Below are 16,169 nucleotides of genomic sequence, written 5' to 3'. Positions count from 1 at the left end.
CGCACACCACAACCCGCACCCACGCAAGGACCAGAACATCATGACCACGATCGCAGTTCTCGGAAACGGCCGCGTCGGCGGCAACCTGGCGAAAGCCCTCACCCTGGTAGGGCACGAGGTGACCGTCGCGGACCGCGCGCCGGGCGCCGCCGCCGATGCCGCCCGGGCGGCCCGGATCGTCATCAACGCCACCCCGGGCGCCGGCTCCCTGGAACGTCTCGCCGCCCTGCGCGAAGAGCTGCACGGCAAGATCCTCGTGGACGTCTCCAACGCCACCGTCGACGGACCGGACGGACTGCCCGCCGCCCTGATCTACCCCGGTTCAAGCCTCGCCGAGCAACTCCAGGCAGCGCTCCCCGAAACGCACGTCGTCAAGACGCTCAACACCATGCTCTTCCCGGTGATGACCGCCCCGGCCACGCTCACCCAGACGCCAACCGCCTTCCTCTCCGGCGAGGAACCGGAGGCCAAGCGGACCGTCCTTGAACTGCTCATTGACCTCGGCTGGCGCAAGGAATGGATCACCGACCTCGGCGGGATCCAGACCGCCCGCGCCACGGAGGCCGCGATACTGTTCGTACCGCACGTCATCCGGTCCATCGGATTCACCCCCTTCGCGATCTCGATCGCCCGCTGACCGTCGAGCCGCGCAACCTGCAGGAGACCGGAGCCGGCACCGGCACGGATGGGTTCCCGGTGGGACACGACCGCGACAGGATGATCTTGGCCGACACGGCTTGGCAGGCCGATCGGCATGGCCCGCCGCCGGAAGACGCCCGGATTCGGCTGCGGCTCGGTGAGTGACTTACCCGGGCAACTACGAGGTCGCGCTCACGGTCCGTTCCGTCGACACCGGGGCTGTGCACTACGAACTCGGTGCCTCCGGGGCAGCACCTGCCTGGGCGTGGCCGACGCCATCGGCCCACACGGCGAACTGCGCGCCGGCCACTAACCGTTACCTCCGGCGAAAGGTCCGACCGAGGCGGCGTAGACGTCCCCGGCACGAGCCCATGAGGGAGGACCGAGCGCGAGTGCGACCCCTGACGATCAGGCTGCGACCTGATCGTCAGGGGTCGCGTCGTTCATCTCGCCGAATCATAAGCATCAGCTCTGTCTCCCGGCCGCTGCAATGCGAGCCGTCTATAGGAAGATTGGCGCGGTGTCCACATGGGTCATGGCGGCGTCCTGCGGAACACGACCACCACAGGACGGCGTTGAAGCAATGAAGACGAGAGGATCGCAGAGGGATGCACGGTACTGGAGCGGAGGTCGACGGCGCGCGCGGGGTGTTCGCAGTGGACTCGACCGCCCCGGATTCCGCACCGCGGGGACTCGACGTTTTCCGGCGCGGGTGGCAGACGCAGGTCGGCGACGATGTCTTCCAACTGCCGGCCTTCAGCCCGGACACGATCGGTGACTTCCGGGTCAAGGGCAAGGTTGCCAAGGTGCATGGCGCGGCGATCGCCGATCTCCACGCCGCGTCGGCAACCCGGACCGCGGACGTCCCGGGCGGCGATCAGGATCTGGTTGCCATGTATGTCGTGCGGAGCGGCGCATGGACTCTGGGCGGCCCGTCCGGCTACGGCGACCAGACCGTGTCGGCCGGGCAGTTCCTCGTCCGGCACCTCGGGCGCCTGACGGCCTTCGAGACGACGGCGCACCTCACGGCGAAGTTCCTCGTCCTGCCCCCCGGCGAGCTCAAACCCCTGCTCGGGAACCGGGTCGTCACCGGGCCGGCGGACTCGGCCGAGGTGCGCTTGCTGACGGCCCTTGCAGACATGATCCACATGACCGTGGCCGACCTCGGCCCGGCCGGTGTGGCAGCTGCCCAAGGTACCCTGATCGAGCTGACCAAGGCGGTGGTGAAGGGCCGGTTCGACGACGTAGAGCCCCGGTTGGCTCCCGCGCTCACCCAGGCAGCCAAGGACCTCGCGGACCGTCGGCTCGCTGATCCCGAACTTTCTCCGGCGATGCTTGCGCGTGAACTCAACGTCTCCGTCCGCACGCTGCACCGGGCATTCGCCGCGGTGGGAGAGCAGGTGAGCACCTACATCCGCCACCGGCGACTGCATGAGGCCCGGCTCGCCCTTGTCTCGCCGTCAGGGCGCCTGAGCATTTCGGAACTCGCCGCACACTGGCAGTTCGCGGACGGCAGTCACTTCACCCGATCCTTCAAGAAGCACTACGGTCAGACTCCCACCGAGTGCGCCCGCTCGACCGGACCGGCCTCGCTCTCGCCGAACCGGCACCCGCCGGGCCACGGGTCGGCCGATAGCGCGTGACCAGAGGTACGGCTGCAGTTCAGCGGATGCCGCCGACTCGTATCCCAAGCAAGGCAGCGGGGCGCTGTGGGCGGCCTGGGCACCGGCTGGAGGCTCGACGACCTGCACCGCATGCGACCCGCCGACAACGAGGGCCGGGATGACTTGCCCGAACCGTCACGGCTTCGCCTGTGACTCCGACGGCTATCGTGTCACGGCTGCCAAGGGCAGCACAGTGCTCCGCACCTCGTCCTGGGACGTCAACGGAGCCCTGCCCACCATCGGCGCCGAGTACGACGCCAGAGGCCTTGAGTATCGCCACCTGGGGCAGCGTCATCAGAGGAAGGGCGCAGTCATGAACCCCGCCCAGCACGGAGCGGCCTTCGCAGCCGAGACCGCCGCATTCGTCGCCACGGTCACGGGAGCCGACCCTCCACCCCGCTGCCGACCTGCCCCGGCTGGACTCTCGGGGACCTCACGCGGCACGTCGGCAGCGAGCACCGGTGGTTCAGTGAGCTGCTTCGCCGGCGCATCCAGCAGCCGCCGACCAGGTTCGCCCACTCGGCCTTGAGCGATTTCCAACTTCTTGGTCCGTGACTGGTCCGGGGGAAGGTTTCGAAGTGGTCCGGAGGTCACGTATGGCTGCCGTTTGATTACCTTCTGCGCTTGGATTCAATGTTGCCTGGAGAGGCAATGCCCGCTCCAGGCAACGGATTTCTGTTCTCTAGAAGAACCCGAGCTTCTTGGGGGAGTAACTGACCAAAACGTTCTTCGAGTGCTGGTGGTACACGCGCCACAATCCTCCTGACCAGGCAAAATAGAGGGATCCGTCGTCGATCGTGCCGTGCTGGCCCGCAACTGGCCCGGATCTTGCTCCATCCGAGGGCGCAACCACGACAGTCTCGCTGCGGCCTCGAGTGCAAGCCTGAGGGAGAACCGCTCGTCACCGTCCCCCCGTTATCTTTTTCGCGGTCCTGCAATGGGGCCGCTGGCCTCCGGGCCCGGTATGACTGTGTCCCCTCTGTCGAAGTGATGACCTGGGGGGTGGTGTCGCCGGGCCCGTGGGGTGCCGTCGGAGACGCTGATGAGAGGTCCGGCCACCGCCTGGCCTGGCGCAATGCCGGGCAGTTTGCGGGCGGCGGGTCTGCATAACGTGGATGCGCGAGCACGGTGCCACCGCCGAGGCCGGCACGGTCAACCACCCGGGAGCGGTGCGATGTTAGACACCGGCGATGTGGGCGTCTTCCTGGGTATGGACGTCGGCAAGACAGCTCACCGCGGCCACGGGCTGACGCCGGCGGGCAAGAAGGTCTTCGACAAGCCGATGCCCAACAGCGAACCGAAACTGCGGGCCGTCTTCGACAAGCTGACCGCGAAGTTCGGCACGGTGCTGGTGATCGTGGAGCAGCCGGCCTCGATCGGTGCTCTGCCCCTGACCGTCGCCCGGGACGCGGGCTGCCAGGTCGCCTACCTGCCCGGACTGGCCATGCGACGGATCGCCGACCTCTACCCGGGAGAGGCGAAAACCGACGCGAAGGACGCCGCGGTCATCGCGGACGCCGCCCGCACCATGCCCCACACCTTGCGTTCGCTGGAGCTGACCGACGAGATCACCGCCGAGCTCACGGTGCTGACCGGCTTCGATCAGGACCTCGCCGCAGAAGCCACCCGCACCTCCAACCGGATACGCGGCCTGCTCACCCAGTTCCACCCGTCGCTGGAGCGCGTGCTCGGCCCGCGACTGGACCACCCCGCCGTCACCTGGCTCCTCGAGCGATACGGATCCCCGGCCGCACTGCGCAAGGTCGGCCGCCGCAGACTCGTCGAACTCATCCGACCCAAGGCCCCGCGGATGGCACAGAGGCTGATCGACGAGGTCTTCGACGCTCTCGACGAGCAGACCGTCATCGTTCCCGGCACGGGCACCCTCGACATCGTGATCCCGTCCCTGGCCGCCTCGCTCGCCGCGGTCCATGACCAGCGCCGGGCACTGGAAGCCCAGATCAGCACCCTGCTGGAGGCCCACCCTCTTCACCCGGTCCTGACCTCGATGCCGGGAGTCGGAGTCAGGACCGCCGCCGTCCCGCTGGTCACCGTCGGCGACGGCACCGGCTTTCCCAGCGCCGCCCACCTCGCCTCCTATGCGGGCCTCGCCCCCACCACCAAGTCGTCGGGCACCTCGATCCACGGCGAACACGCACCCCACGGCGGAAACCGGCAGCTCAAACGGGCCATGTTCCTCTCCGCCTTCGCCTGCATGAACGCCGACCCGGCCTCCCGCACCTACTACGACCGCCAACGCGCCCGCGGCAAAACCCACACCCAGGCACTCCTGCGGCTCGCCCGCCAACGCATCAGCGTCTTGTTTGCCATGCTCCGCGACGGCACCTTCTACGAGTCCCGAACCTCCACCGTCACCCTCGCCGCATGACCACCCCAAACAACCTCAAACCCGGCACCACGTCCTTGACGAAGGACATAGAGGCACCCCCCCCGGCGTGCGGCCGTTCAGTTCACCGGGATGATGTCGGGGGCGCCGAGCCGCACCGCGTCGGCGGTCCGGTCGTCCGGCTGCTGCTGGGCCTCGCGCTCGGCGGCCACGCGCTTGAGGTAGTGGTCGACCTCGCGGTCCTGGTGCGCCCGGTCCCATCCCAGGTGGGGCGCCATCAGCTGGGCCACGGTCGGCGCCGCGTCCACCCCGCGGTCCCAGGACTCGATGGAGATCCGGGTGCGCCGGGCGAGGACGTCCTCCAGGTGGCGGGCTCCCTCGTGGGTCACCGCGTACACGGCCTCGACCCTCAGCTAGTCGTCGGAGCTCGGCAGTGCCTCGCCGAGCGTGGGGTCGGCCGCCACCAGGGCGAGCAGTTCGGGCGCCAGGGAGCCGTAGCGGTTCAGGAGGTGCTCGATGCGGGCGACATGGAGCCCGGAGCGCCCGGCGAGCCGGTGTCGGGAGTTCCACAGCGCCGGATAGCCGTCGGCGCCCAGCAGCGGGACGCGGTGCGTGATGCAGTCGGGAACCTTCTCGTCCAGGCCTCGGACGGCCTCGTCGACCGCGTCCTTGGCCATCACCCGGTACGTGGTGTACTTGCCGCCCGCCACCACGACGAGTCCGGGCACGGGATGGGCGACGAGGTGCTCCCGGGACAGCTTGCTGGTCTCCGCCGCTTCGCCGGACAGCAGGGGGCGCAGGCCGGCGTAGACGCCCTCGACGTCCTCGGGGACCAGTGGGGTGGCCAGGACGCTGTTGACGTGTTCCAGCAGGTAGGTGACGTCCTTGGAGCTGAGCGCGGGGTGGGCTTTGTCGAGCGTCCAGTCCGTGTCGGTTGTCCCGATGATCCAGTGCCGGCCCCAGGGGATGACGAACAGCACGCTCTTCTCGGTGCGCAGGATCAGACCGGTGCGGGAGTTGATGCGGTCACGGGGGACGAGCAGGTGGACGCCCTTGGAGGCGCGGACGTGGAACTGGCCGCGGGTGCCGGCCATGGCCTGGGTGTCGTCCGTCCACACCCCGGTCGCGTTGATGACCTGCTTGGCCCGCACCTCCGTCTCGTCGCCGCTCTCCAGGTCCGTGACGACGGCGCCGACCACCCGCTCGCCCTGTCGCAGGAAGCGGCTGACGCGGGTGCGGTTGGCGGTCAGTGCCCCGTACGAGGCGGCCGTGCGGGCGAGGAACATGGTGTGCCGGGCGTCGTCGACCTGGGCGTCCCAGTACTGGATGGCGCCCACCAGTGCGTCGGAGCGCAGGGCAGGCGCCTCGCGCAGGGCCCGGTGCCTGCTCAGGTGGCGGTGGTGGGGCAGGCCGCCGGAGTTGCCGGAGGCCCTGGCCATCGCGTCGTACAGCAGCACGCCGGTGCCGACGTACGGCCGCTCCGTGATGCGGTGTTGCAGGGGGTAGAGGAACGGCACCGGACGTACCAGGTGGGGGGCGAGGTGCCGGAGCAGGAGGCCCCGTTCCTTGAGGGCTTCGGCGACGAGGCGGAAGTCGAGCATCTCCAGGTAGCGCAGGCCGCCGTGGATGAGTTTGCTGGAGCGGCTGGACGTACCCGAGGCCCAGTCGCGGGCTTCGACGAGTCCGACGCTCAGGCCCCGGGTGGCAGCGTCCAGGGCGGCCCCGCTGCCGACGACGCCGCCTCCGACGACGAGGACGTCGAGTTCGCCCTGTCCCATGTCGGCGAGGGCCTGTGTGCGGCCTTGGGGTGAGAGGGCCACCGGATCGACCATGGTCTCCTCCTCAGTGCTGCGGGCGCGCGGCCGGAACCTATTCGACCTTGGCCCAGTCGAGCGTGCGCTCCACCGCCCGCTTCCAGCCCTCGTACCCTTCCGCGCGCCGTTCCTCCGACCACTCGGGGTTCCAGCGCTTGGACTCCTGCCAGTGGGTGCGCAGTTCGTCCGTGTCGCGCCAGAAGCCGGTGGCGAGCCCGGCCGCGTAGGCGGCGCCGAGCGCGGTCGTCTCGGCGACTACCGGACGGCTGACCGGTACGCCGAGGATATCGGCCTGGGTCTGCATGCACAGGTCGTTGGCCGTGACTCCGCCGTCGACCTTGAGCACGTCGAGGTGGACGCCGGAGTCCTGCTCCATGGCTTCCACCACGTCGCGGGTCTGGTAGCAGATGGCCTCCAGGGTGGCCCGCGCCAGGTGGCCGTTGTCGTGGTAGCGGGCCAGGCCGACGATCGCGCCGCGGGCGTCGGAGCGCCAGTACGGTGCGAACAGGCCGGAGAAGGCGGGGACGAAGTACATGCCGCCGCTGTCCTCGACCGTGCGCGCCAGGCGCTCGCTCTCGGCGGCGTCGCCGATGATCTTCAGCTGGTCGCGCAGCCATTGCACGGCGGAGCCGGTGACCGCGATGGATCCTTCGAGGGCGTAGATCACGGGGTCGTCGCCGAACTGGTACGCCACGGTGGTCAGGAGGCCGTGCTGCGAGCGGACCAGTTCCGTCCCGGTGTTGAGCACCAGGAAGTTGCCGGTTCCGTACGTGTTCTTCGCCTCGCCGGGCGCGTAGCAGACCTGCCCGACGGTGGCCGCCTGCTGGTCGCCGAGGACACCGGTGATGGGAATGGCCTCGCGCAGCGGCCGGGAGGTGCGGGTCCGCCCGTACGCCTCCGGGTGGGAGGACGGGTTGATGGTGGGCAGCATGGCCCGGGGTACGCCGAAGAAGCCGAGCAGTTCATCGTCCCAGTCGAGGGTTTCCAGGTCCATGAGCATGGTGCGGCTGGCGTTGGTGACGTCGGTGGCGTGGACGCCGCCGTCGGGTCCGCCGGTGAGGTTCCACAGCACCCAGCAGTCGGTGTTGCCGAAGAGGGCGTGGCCCTGCTCGGCGGCCTCCCGCACGCCGTCGACGTTCTCCAGGATCCATTGGATCTTGCCGCCGGAGAAGTAGGTGGCCGGTGGCAGCCCCGCTTTACGGCGGATGACGTCGCCCTTGCCGCCGCGCTCCAGTGCAGCGGCGATGGAGTCGGTACGGGTGTCCTGCCAGACGATGGCGTTGTAGTACGGGCGGCCGGTGCGGGGGTCCCAGACGACGGTCGTCTCGCGCTGGTTGGTGATGCCGACGGCCGCCAGGTCGGAGGCGTCGAGGTTTCCGTGCCGGAGGGCGTTCTGGATCACCGAGTTGGTGCGTTCCCAGATCTCCACCGGGTCGTGTTCGACCCACCCCGAGCGCGGGAGGATCTGGGAGTGCTCCAGCTGGTGCCGCGCCACCTCGTTGCCGGCGTGGTCGAAGATCATGAAACGGGTGCTCGTGGTCCCCTGGTCCACTGCGCCGACGAAGTCAGCCATGGGGTGCCGCCTCCTCTTGGGGATGCCGTGTGTGGGGGCTGTCCGTCCGGGACGGGACGGACGGGATGAACGGACGTGCCGTGCCGTGCCGTGTTCCGCCCGCCCCGGATCCGGTCAGCTCTCCTCCGGTGCCGGTACGCGTCCGGGAGGCTCCGGTTCGGCGGTCGGCAGGAACCGGCCGATGAGGAGCTTGTAGATACCCGCACCCAGCACACCGCCGATGAACGGGCCGATGATCGGCACCCAGAAGTAGAAGTTCCCGTACTGATCTCTCCAGGCCCCTCCGTACCCGGTGAGGAAGCTGGCCAGCCGGGGGCCGAGGTCACGGGCCGGGTTGATTGCGTACCCGGCGTTGGTGCCCCACGCCATGCCGATGGCCACGACGATCAGGCCGACGATGAACGGGGCCAGGTTGGCGCCGGGAGGCGTGCCCAGCAGGTCCGTGACCGCGAAGATCAGCATCAGCAGGATCGCGGTGCCTATGATCTGGTCGCGCAGTGCGCCCCACTCGGTCACCGGCAGGTTGGTGTTTCCGTTGGCCGGGAGCGTGGAGAAGACGACCTGCGTCTTGATGGTGTGACCGGGGTCGGCCTTGGCCAGCGCCTCGGTGTAGTTCCAGCGGACGATCAGGGCCGCCACGAAGGCTCCGGCCAGCTGGGCCAGCGCGTAGGGGGCGACCCTCTTCCACGGGAAGCCCTTGAAGGCCGCAAGGGCGAGGGTCACCGCGGGATTGAGGTGAGCACCGCTCAGCCTCGCCGCGACGTAGACGCCCAGGGTCACGCCGAGACCCCAGGCCCAGGCGATGCTGTCGTGGTTTCCGAGGCCGCCCGCGGGGTCCGTCAGGGCTCCGCCGGCGACCACCTGGGCCACGACACCACAGCCGAAGAGGATGAGGATCATGGTGCCGGCGAATTCGGCCGAGAGTTCGCCGACCAACCCATGTGCTTTGAGGCGCTCCTTCATGGGTGCCCGCTTCCCGCCGGTCCGAAGACCGGCATTCGACTGCCCCGAGCCCCCCGGTTCAGCGTAAGACGGGTCGCCCGTACCTGAAAGGCGAGGCCGGTCCGGCCCCGCGGAGGCCGGTGCCCGCTCGGATTCCTCAATCCTTCTCCGAGGCGGTCGCCCCAGTTCTCGCGGATGTCCGCGGCATGGCAGCACACTGTTCGTATGGATCGCCGGCTCCGACCGGGAGGCACACGATGAAGATGTTGATCAACAGTCCGCAGACCGTGGTCGCGGACGCCCTGCGAGGGCTGGCCGCGGCCCACCCGGAACTGGACGTGGACGCCGACGCCCGGGTCGTCGTACGGCGGGACGCGCGGCAGGGCGGGCGGGTCGGTCTCGTCTCCGGTGGCGGCTCCGGACACGAGCCCTTGCACGCCGGCTTCGTCGGACACGGAATGCTGTCCGCCGCCTGTCCGGGCGAGGTGTTCACTTCCCCCGTGCCCGACCAGATGGTGCGGGCGGCCAAGGCCGTGGACTCCGGCCAGGGGGTGCTGTTCGTCGTCAAGAATTACACCGGGGACGTCCTGAACTTCGACATGGCCGCCGAACTCGCCGAGGAGGACGGCATCCGGGTCGAGCGGGTGCTGGTCAACGACGACGTTGCCGTGACCGACAGCCTCTACACGGCCGGGCGTCGCGGCACGGGGGCCACGCTCTTCGTCGAGAAGATCGCCGGGGCGGCGGCGGAGGAGGGCGCGCCGCTGGAGCAGGTCGCCGCGGTCGCCCGGCGGGTCAACGAGGCCTCGGGCAGCTTCGGCGTGGCGCTGAGCGCCTGCACCACCCCCGCCAAGGGCAGTCCCACCTTCGATCTGCCGGACGGCGAGCTGGAGCTGGGCATCGGGATCCACGGGGAGCCGGGCCGGGAGCGGCGCCCCATGATGCCGGCGGGGGAGATCGCGGAGTTCGCGGTGGGTTCCGTGCTGGAGGACATGGCGAAGGCGGCCCCTGTCGACGGGCCGGTACTGGCCCTGGTGAACGGGATGGGCGCAACGCCGCTGCTGGAGCTGTACGGCTTCCACGCGGAGGTGGCCCGGGTGCTGGCGGCTCGGGGCGTCCCGGTGGCCCGGACCCTCGTGGGGAACTACGTCACCTCCTTGGACATGGCGGGGTGCTCGGTGACGCTGTGCCGGGCCGACGAGGAAATGCTGCGGCTGTGGGACGCACCGGTGCAGACGGTAGCGCTGCGTTGGGGCCGCTGACCCCCCCAGGCGGTCTCCCGCCGCGCATCCGCCGGGAGCCGGACATGGGCTCCGGCCGGCGTGCCGTCCGACCGCACGTAGTCCCTGACCCAGGGCACGTCTGCATCCCCCTCATCACTAGTTGTGATCCTCTGCCGAAGGGTGGGCGCCCGCCCACGTGTCGGACGCGGCGCGTCTCTCCTGTCGCGCCAGGGGCGAGGGTCCGGAGCCCATCGTCGCGAACCAGTGGGCCTGGGTGGGTGGTTACGTGCCCGGCTTTGTGGCGCGATGGGAGAAGCCCGCACGCTCGCCTGGTGCAAGTGGCGCGCGAAAGCCCGGTGTGCGCTCCAGCATGGGTGCTCCTGACGGGTGGCAGCGGATGGGTACGTCGCCCATCGTGGGTGGTGCGCGCATGCCCCGCACGCCGACCCGGCCACCTGCGTCCCGGCGTCGCTCGCCCACCACACCAGGTGACACAAATGACGCGAAACATCACGCAACGTGTCATCCTGGCGGGAGGAATCCAGTTCCGCAATAGCACCCGGCGCCGGGCAAGGGCCACGAGGACGAGATGCGCGACGAGAAGTGTTGACCGGCAATCGATCGCCCAGCGGGCTGTGCTGGAGGGCTGGGTGCGTTGTCATGCATCGACCCAGGCTCTGGCTCAGCGGTCGCGGATCGTGCTGGAGTGCGCGGACGGGCACTCGATCATGGAGGTGTTGCGTCGGCGCTTGGCCGGCAAGACTGTCATCGACTGCACGAACCCGGTCGACTACACGACCGGACGTACAGCGGAATGTGGCAATGGGTCGCGGCCGCTTGTGCGGTAGCGGCTCGCGTACCTGTGGCCAGAAGAACCTGGGGCTCTGAGAATGTTGACGTGGGCTGGCGCAAGACCGCGACCGCGTATCGCCTTCGTTGACCGGGAGACACGTATGACCATCAAGGACATCGGGCCGGAACCTCAAAGCTTCGACCTCGAGAAGGCGACGCTCGAGAACACGAACTATCGCGCGGTCGCCTGGTCTGGGAAGTACCTTCAGTTGACCCTCATGTCGATCCCGGTGGGTGAGGACATCGGCTTGGAGGCGCACCCGGAGACTGACCAATTCCTACGACTCGACGCAGGCCGGGGCCGCGTCCAGATGGGCCGCACGAAGGACCGACTCGACTTCGACCGGGAGGTCGAGGATGGCTGGGCAATCTTCGTGCCCGCCGGCACTTGGCATAACGTCACCAACATCGGTGACGAGACCCTGCAGCTCTACGCCGTATACGCGCCGGTCCACCACGCGTCGGGCAAGATCCATGCGACAGCTGCCGACGCGGAGCGCGACGAGGACTCAGGCGACGACGAGCCGACAAGCTGGTCGGTCCAGCCTGCCCAGCAGCCATCGGACGAGCATGCCTGACCGGCGAGGGCTTATCGCGACAGTAGTTCCTGGCCCCGAGGCGAGCCGAGAGAATCACGATCTTCCCTCCCGCCCGTACGCCCGGGCTGTCGCTAGTTCAGAGAATCCGAGGTCCTGATCGGCGCCGGCACTTATGCGACGTTGCTGGTGATGGCGGCACCTGGACTGGTTCGCGGAGAAGGAGCCCGACGGGCTGCTGTTCATAGGGGGAAGGGTGCGCCGTTCCGGCGCACGACCTTCGGCCGGAAGTGGGCCAAGGCTCGCGCGAAGGTCGGCCTGCCGAAGGACTTCCGCTTCTACGACCTGCGCCACACCGGGCACACCCTCTCCACCCAGTCCGGCGCGACCCTCAAGGACACGATGGTCCGCGCCGTGGCAGTCCTCGGAGAAGGCCGCGATGATCTACCAGCACTCCGACGACGAACGCCAGCAGGAGGTCGCCGGGGGCATCGACGCCCGGGTACGCGCTGCCCGCGTCAAGGGAGCGGTGAAGAGGCAGGCGAAGGGCGCTTGACGATCGGTGGGGTGAGGGGAGGGAGGCGTCACGCCTTCCTCCCCTCACCGGCTCGCTGGGTGCCGTTGGGCCCGAACAGCACCGGTGGCGCTCGTCGATGGCTCGTGTACGGCCGTGCTGTGTCGAGAGGAAACCGGGCGGTCAGACACGCCTCCATGCGTCGAGGAAGGCTTTCCGTTCAGCCGGATCAGCTGATTTGTGGTCCGCGTGCAGGACGCGCCAGGCGGTGAGTTCGAGGTCCCGGAGCCACAGCTCGCCGATGACCTGCGTCTTGAGGTCGGGGAGGTGGTCGGACTCGGCGAGTGCCTGGCCGATGACCTCTCCGGCTGCGACGCGCTGGGGCGGGGTCATCTCGTCGACAGCCGAGAGGATCTGCCCGGCCAGACCGGTGCCTTCTCCGGCCAGCGAACTCAGCACGAATGTCTTGATGTTGGCGGGCAGCAGGTAGAGGGAGCCCGAGGACCTCCACAGGTCCGACCAGAAGCGTTCTCCGGCCTCGGTGGGAGCGGGGAGCGCGGCCAGCAGTCCGAGGAGGTGCGCGGTGGCCGCGTACCCGTCGGAGTGGGCGGATGCGACGACGGCGATGTCGGCGACGCGCTCCACGTCGATTCGGCCCGCTTCGAGGCGCGGGTCCAGTCCCAGTCGCTGTTCCAGCTGGTGGGAAAGGGGGGCGGATGCGTGGGAGCGGAACTCGGGAAGCATCGGCGGTCCTTGAACGTAGGAGAGCGGAGAGGCCCGTTCGGAGGACCCTGATCGTTCCCTTGGCCCGCCGACTTACACGGCTTCCACGGCCCCAGTTGGTGGCAGGCCCCCAGGACCGGAACCATGGGGCGGCTGAACAGGCCACCTCCGGCGGTGCCGGCCCGGTGGTCCGAGGCAGGCCTCGGACCATGCTGCTGCGGGGGCTCCTAGCATGAGCACATGGTTGCCAGTGACGCCCAGCAGTCCGAGGCAGGAAGGGAAGCAGTGTCCCGCGACGACATCGAAACCGGCGGTGTGTCTTCCGCACCGACGGTCGGAGGGAACGAGGCAAGTGGCCCTCCCTCCGGATCGCACCGTGAGAAGGCCCCCGAGGACTCCCACCCGGTTGCCGACCTGGTCGAGCGGGCGGCCGAGCTGGTCGAACCGATCAAGCCGAAGCTACGGGGCTGGCTTCACGCCGGCATGGTGCCCGCCTCGCTGGGCGCGGATATCGTCCTCATCTGCCTGGCAGGGACACCGCAGGCAGTCTTGGCCTGCACCGTGTACTCCGTCACCGCCTGGCTGCTGTTCGGGACGAGCGCCGTCTACCACCTCGGCACCTGGGGACCACTCGGTGAGGCCGTTCTGCGCCGCCTCGACCACGCCAACATCTTCCTGATCATCGCCGGCACCTGCACCCCACTCTCCGTGCTCCTTCTCCCCCCTGACCAGCGGTCCGTCCTGCTGTGGATCGTGTGGATGGGCGCTCTGGCCGGCATCGCCTTCCGTGTCCTGTGGGTCGGAGCTCCCCGCTGGCTGTACACCCCCTGCTACCTGGCCCTGGGCTGGGCACCGGTGCGATACCTGCCCGACTTCCTGGACAGTGGCGGGGCGGCCGTACTCGCCTTGATCGTGACCGGCGGGCTCCTCTACAGCGCGGGCGCGGTTGTCTACGCCCTCCAGCGCCCCGACCCCTCGCCCCGCTGGTTCGGCTTCCACGAGGTCTTCCACGCCCTGACCGTGGCAGCCTTCACCGCGCACTACATCGCCATCTCCATCGCCGTCTACTGACCACGGCAATGTTCCGACTCGGGGCAGCTGTCGGCGTGGGGCGGGCGAGTTGCCGGCCGGCTTCGGGTCAGGGTGCGAGGGGGCGGCGGAGAGAGAGGTAGTGGTTGCCGACGGCGGACAGGTAGCGGTGGTCAGCCGTTTCACCGTCGGTGGTGAACTGGGGAGCGGCTTTGACTCATTCTCAGCTCGAAGGCGGCGGCCACAGCCACACCGCCGGCTTGACTCGTCCATCCCCATGCCCCGGTGCTTGCCTCGCAACCGAGTCCTCAGAGGATTCCGGGCATGAGCGCTATGCCGGTGGCCGCGCGGCGTCCCCGAGTAGGGCCGATGCCTGCTGTCCGGGTGAACCAGTCAGGCAGCGCGGCCTGCACGGGCAGCAGCAGCCACCTGGCGTGCGGGTCCTCGGGCAGGGTTGAGGACGGTCGGGAGGGGCGGCTGGCCAACGGCGTCGGAGGAGGACAGGAGCGGTCATGCCCCCAACCGAGGAGCGAGATCCAGGCGCCAATCAGAGGCGCGCCGACGGTGAGCAGTTGGTGGAAATGGACCTCGCGGGCACGCTCGCGGCAGCGGAAGCCGCCTCTCCCGTCGAGTCACTGGACGTCGTCGCACGGATGCTCAGGGACCGCCTGAACGCTGCTGCGGTTTCGTTCCTGATCGTCGACTTCACCGGGTCGTCGGTGGTGCGGCTCGGGGCAGCCGACAGCGTCGAGTCCGACGAGCCCCCTGAGCGCGTCGCTCTGCCCGGTACCCTCTACGCGGACGTGTTGCGCACACAGCGGCCGGCCCTCCAGCGAGAGGGCAACAGTTTGGTCAGGGCCGTGGCGCCCGTCACCAACCGCGGCGACGCCATCGGCCTGCTCGAACTCTTTCTACCGGATCGCCCCGATGAGGACGCGATGAGGCAGATCGGTGCGACCGCGGATGCCTTGGCCTACATCGTCATCGCGAACCGGTCCTTCACCGATGTCTACCAGTGGGGCCGTCGTACGCGGCCCCTGAACCTGGCGGCCGAGATCCAGCACCGGCTTCTCCCCACCTCCCTGGCCTGTGAGGCGGCCCAGTTCACGGTCGCCGGAGCACTGGAACCGGCGACGCATGTCGGCGGCGACACCTTCGACTACGTCGTCGACCGCGACACCATGCAGCTCTCCGTCACCGATGCCATGGGCCACGACGTGGAAGCCGCGCTACTCGCCACTCTCGCAGTGGGCGCCCTTCGCAGGGCCAGGCGTGCCGGCGCCGAGCTCGAAGTACAGGCCTTGAGGCCAACCGGGCCGTCATCGACCACGGCAGGCGGGGCTTCGTCACCGGGCAGCTGCTGCGCGTCAGCCTGCTCGACGGGACCACTCAGTTCGTCAACGCGGGGCATCCTTGGCCGCTGCTCCTGAGACAGGAGAGGGTTGAGGAGGTGGTTCCCGAGGTGGATCTCCCTTTCGGTATCCAGCTGCGGCGCCCAGGCCCGAGTGGGGGTAACTCGAGGGACCACCAGCCCGAGTCCGGATGCTGCGCTCCCGGTGAGGATCACGTCTCGGCGGAGCCGGGCGGCCTCCTCCTGGGTGGGGTCCGTATCCGGAACGATCTCGGGGAAGACCTTGCTCAGGACGTGCTGGGCGCTCAGCGGTCGGTTCTCGGCCTCGTGCTATGGCGAGGTCTATGTATTCCCGGGCTGTGTCGAGTCGTTTGCGGACCTCGCTGATCGGCAGGTTGAGCGGAATGAGGCCGGCGACACCGGCCGGGTCGTCCGTCTGCCTGGATTTGAGCTCCTGGACCGCGTGGGTGAAGAAGGCTTGGAGTGCCTCGGCCAGAGGCATCGGGGACGTGATGCACTCCAGCGCGAGCGCTTTGATGTTCCAGGAGCAGAGCGGCTTGCTGTGGGTGCAGTTCCAGTGCTTCAGCAGTCGCACCGTCCGGGCGAACGTGTTCTCTGTCTTGTCGATGTCATCCAGCACCATCTCGGTGTGCGTGATCGGATCGGCCCGGTCCCACTTGTCGGCGATCTCCATGTTGGGGATGAAGAGGCCCTTGCCGGAACGGTGCGGGATCGCGGTCATCACGTCGGCTGTGAAGTCTGGTTGGCCCGCGGTCACCGGGTCGCCGAACCGTACGAGCACGGCCCGCCGTCGCCCGACGACTTCTACGGTGAGATTGGGGAACTCGTCGGCCAGATCCTCCCGTATCGCGTCCCGCGCACGCTCCATCAGGGGGAGCGCATCGTCGCCGTCGGGTCCGAATCCCTGCGAGGAGTTGTTTCAGAGACTTCTCTTGCATCAG

11 protein-coding genes and 3 pseudogenes are annotated in these 16,169 nt (G+C 68.9%); 9 read left to right on the top strand and 5 right to left on the bottom strand.

Annotated elements, in window-relative coordinates:
- The first annotated feature begins 40 nt into the window (after window positions 1-40).
- From OG974_RS09175 to OG974_RS09160, 4 genes are all read left to right on the top strand, one after another.
- Window positions 41-637, top strand: a complete 597-nt coding sequence (locus OG974_RS09175; protein WP_327282174.1) for an NAD(P)-binding domain-containing protein — start codon at window positions 41-43, stop codon at window positions 635-637.
- A gap of 658 nt (window positions 638-1,295) precedes the next feature.
- Window positions 1,296-2,282: a helix-turn-helix domain-containing protein gene (locus tag OG974_RS09170; RefSeq protein ID WP_328761958.1), complete on the top strand. Its 987-nt coding sequence runs from the start codon at window positions 1,296-1,298 to the stop codon at window positions 2,280-2,282.
- Between the two features lie 381 nt (window positions 2,283-2,663).
- Window positions 2,664-2,858, top strand: a complete 195-nt coding sequence (locus OG974_RS09165; RefSeq protein ID WP_266631643.1) for a maleylpyruvate isomerase N-terminal domain-containing protein — start codon at window positions 2,664-2,666, stop codon at window positions 2,856-2,858.
- A gap of 619 nt (window positions 2,859-3,477) precedes the next feature.
- Window positions 3,478-4,692: an IS110 family transposase gene (locus OG974_RS09160; protein WP_327282172.1), complete on the top strand. Its 1,215-nt coding sequence runs from the start codon at window positions 3,478-3,480 to the stop codon at window positions 4,690-4,692.
- A 77-nt stretch (window positions 4,693-4,769) separates the two neighbouring features.
- Here the strand turns inward: OG974_RS09160 and OG974_RS09155 are convergent.
- The 3 genes and pseudogenes from OG974_RS09155 to OG974_RS09145 form a co-directional block, all read right to left on the bottom strand.
- Window positions 4,770-6,482 (bottom strand): annotated as a pseudogene (locus tag OG974_RS09155) (glycerol-3-phosphate dehydrogenase/oxidase).
- Between the two features lie 37 nt (window positions 6,483-6,519).
- Window positions 6,520-8,037 carry a glycerol kinase GlpK gene (gene glpK / locus OG974_RS09150; RefSeq protein WP_371646112.1) on the bottom strand — a complete coding sequence of 506 codons (1,518 nt, stop codon included), beginning with the start codon at window positions 8,035-8,037 and terminating at the stop codon, window positions 6,520-6,522.
- 114 nt (window positions 8,038-8,151) lie between these two features.
- Window positions 8,152-9,000 carry an MIP/aquaporin family protein gene (locus OG974_RS09145; protein WP_266627217.1) on the bottom strand — a complete coding sequence of 283 codons (849 nt, stop codon included), beginning with the start codon at window positions 8,998-9,000 and terminating at the stop codon, window positions 8,152-8,154.
- A 236-nt stretch (window positions 9,001-9,236) separates the two neighbouring features.
- Between OG974_RS09145 and dhaK the strand changes: the two genes are divergently transcribed.
- From dhaK to OG974_RS09130, 3 genes and pseudogenes are all read left to right on the top strand, one after another.
- Window positions 9,237-10,241 carry a dihydroxyacetone kinase subunit DhaK gene (gene dhaK / locus OG974_RS09140; RefSeq protein WP_327282169.1) on the top strand — a complete coding sequence of 335 codons (1,005 nt, stop codon included), beginning with the start codon at window positions 9,237-9,239 and terminating at the stop codon, window positions 10,239-10,241.
- Window positions 10,242-11,155: 914 nt separating this feature from the next.
- The gene (locus tag OG974_RS09135) at window positions 11,156-11,632 is read left to right on the top strand and encodes a cupin domain-containing protein (RefSeq protein WP_327282168.1); all 477 of its coding nucleotides are present in this window, start codon (window positions 11,156-11,158) and stop codon (window positions 11,630-11,632) included.
- 154 nt (window positions 11,633-11,786) lie between these two features.
- Window positions 11,787-12,146, top strand: a pseudogene (locus OG974_RS09130) (tyrosine-type recombinase/integrase); the annotation flags it as partial.
- Window positions 12,147-12,287: 141 nt separating this feature from the next.
- On the opposite strand, the gene OG974_RS09125 reads toward OG974_RS09130, so the two are convergent.
- Window positions 12,288-12,848 carry a hypothetical protein gene (locus tag OG974_RS09125; RefSeq protein ID WP_266442552.1) on the bottom strand — a complete coding sequence of 187 codons (561 nt, stop codon included), beginning with the start codon at window positions 12,846-12,848 and terminating at the stop codon, window positions 12,288-12,290.
- 219 nt (window positions 12,849-13,067) lie between these two features.
- Here OG974_RS09125 and OG974_RS09120 point away from each other — a divergent pair, with 219 nt between their 5' ends.
- Window positions 13,068-13,898 carry a hemolysin III family protein gene (locus tag OG974_RS09120; RefSeq protein WP_371646109.1) on the top strand — a complete coding sequence of 277 codons (831 nt, stop codon included), beginning with the start codon at window positions 13,068-13,070 and terminating at the stop codon, window positions 13,896-13,898.
- A gap of 539 nt (window positions 13,899-14,437) precedes the next feature.
- Window positions 14,438-15,336 (top strand): annotated as a pseudogene (locus OG974_RS09115) (PP2C family protein-serine/threonine phosphatase); the annotation flags it as partial.
- Here the strand turns inward: OG974_RS09115 and OG974_RS09110 are convergent.
- On the bottom strand, window positions 15,254-16,096 hold the full coding sequence (locus OG974_RS09110; protein ID WP_371646946.1) for a hypothetical protein: 843 nt from the start codon (window positions 16,094-16,096) through the stop codon (window positions 15,254-15,256). The pseudogene OG974_RS09115 and the gene OG974_RS09110 sit on opposite strands and share 83 nt — an antisense overlap.
- Window positions 16,097-16,169: the final 73 nt, after the last annotated feature.

The organism is Streptomyces sp. NBC_00597, assembly GCF_041431095.1.
Lineage (GTDB): Bacteria > Actinomycetota > Actinomycetes > Streptomycetales > Streptomycetaceae > Streptomyces.
The sequence above is the reverse complement of the archived record's forward strand: the minus strand, read 5'-3'. Positions and strand labels throughout refer to the sequence as shown.

What these genes read in the sequence shown, in the direction of transcription:
- OG974_RS09175 (WP_327282174.1), top strand. Translation starts at nt 41, where the DNA reads ATGACCACGATCGCAGTTCTCGGAAACGGCCGCGTCGGCGGCAACCTG.
- OG974_RS09160 (WP_327282172.1), top strand. Translation starts at nt 3,478, where the DNA reads ATGTTAGACACCGGCGATGTGGGCGTCTTCCTGGGTATGGACGTCGGC.
- glpK (WP_371646112.1), bottom strand. Translation starts at nt 8,037, where the DNA reads ATGGCTGACTTCGTCGGCGCAGTGGACCAGGGGACCACGAGCACCCGT.
- OG974_RS09145 (WP_266627217.1), bottom strand. Translation starts at nt 9,000, where the DNA reads ATGAAGGAGCGCCTCAAAGCACATGGGTTGGTCGGCGAACTCTCGGCC.
- dhaK (WP_327282169.1), top strand. Translation starts at nt 9,237, where the DNA reads ATGAAGATGTTGATCAACAGTCCGCAGACCGTGGTCGCGGACGCCCTG.
- OG974_RS09135 (WP_327282168.1), top strand. Translation starts at nt 11,156, where the DNA reads ATGACCATCAAGGACATCGGGCCGGAACCTCAAAGCTTCGACCTCGAG.
- OG974_RS09125 (WP_266442552.1), bottom strand. Translation starts at nt 12,848, where the DNA reads ATGCTTCCCGAGTTCCGCTCCCACGCATCCGCCCCCCTTTCCCACCAG.
- OG974_RS09120 (WP_371646109.1), top strand. Translation starts at nt 13,068, where the DNA reads ATGGTTGCCAGTGACGCCCAGCAGTCCGAGGCAGGAAGGGAAGCAGTG.
- OG974_RS09110 (WP_371646946.1), bottom strand. Translation starts at nt 16,096, where the DNA reads ATGGAGCGTGCGCGGGACGCGATACGGGAGGATCTGGCCGACGAGTTC.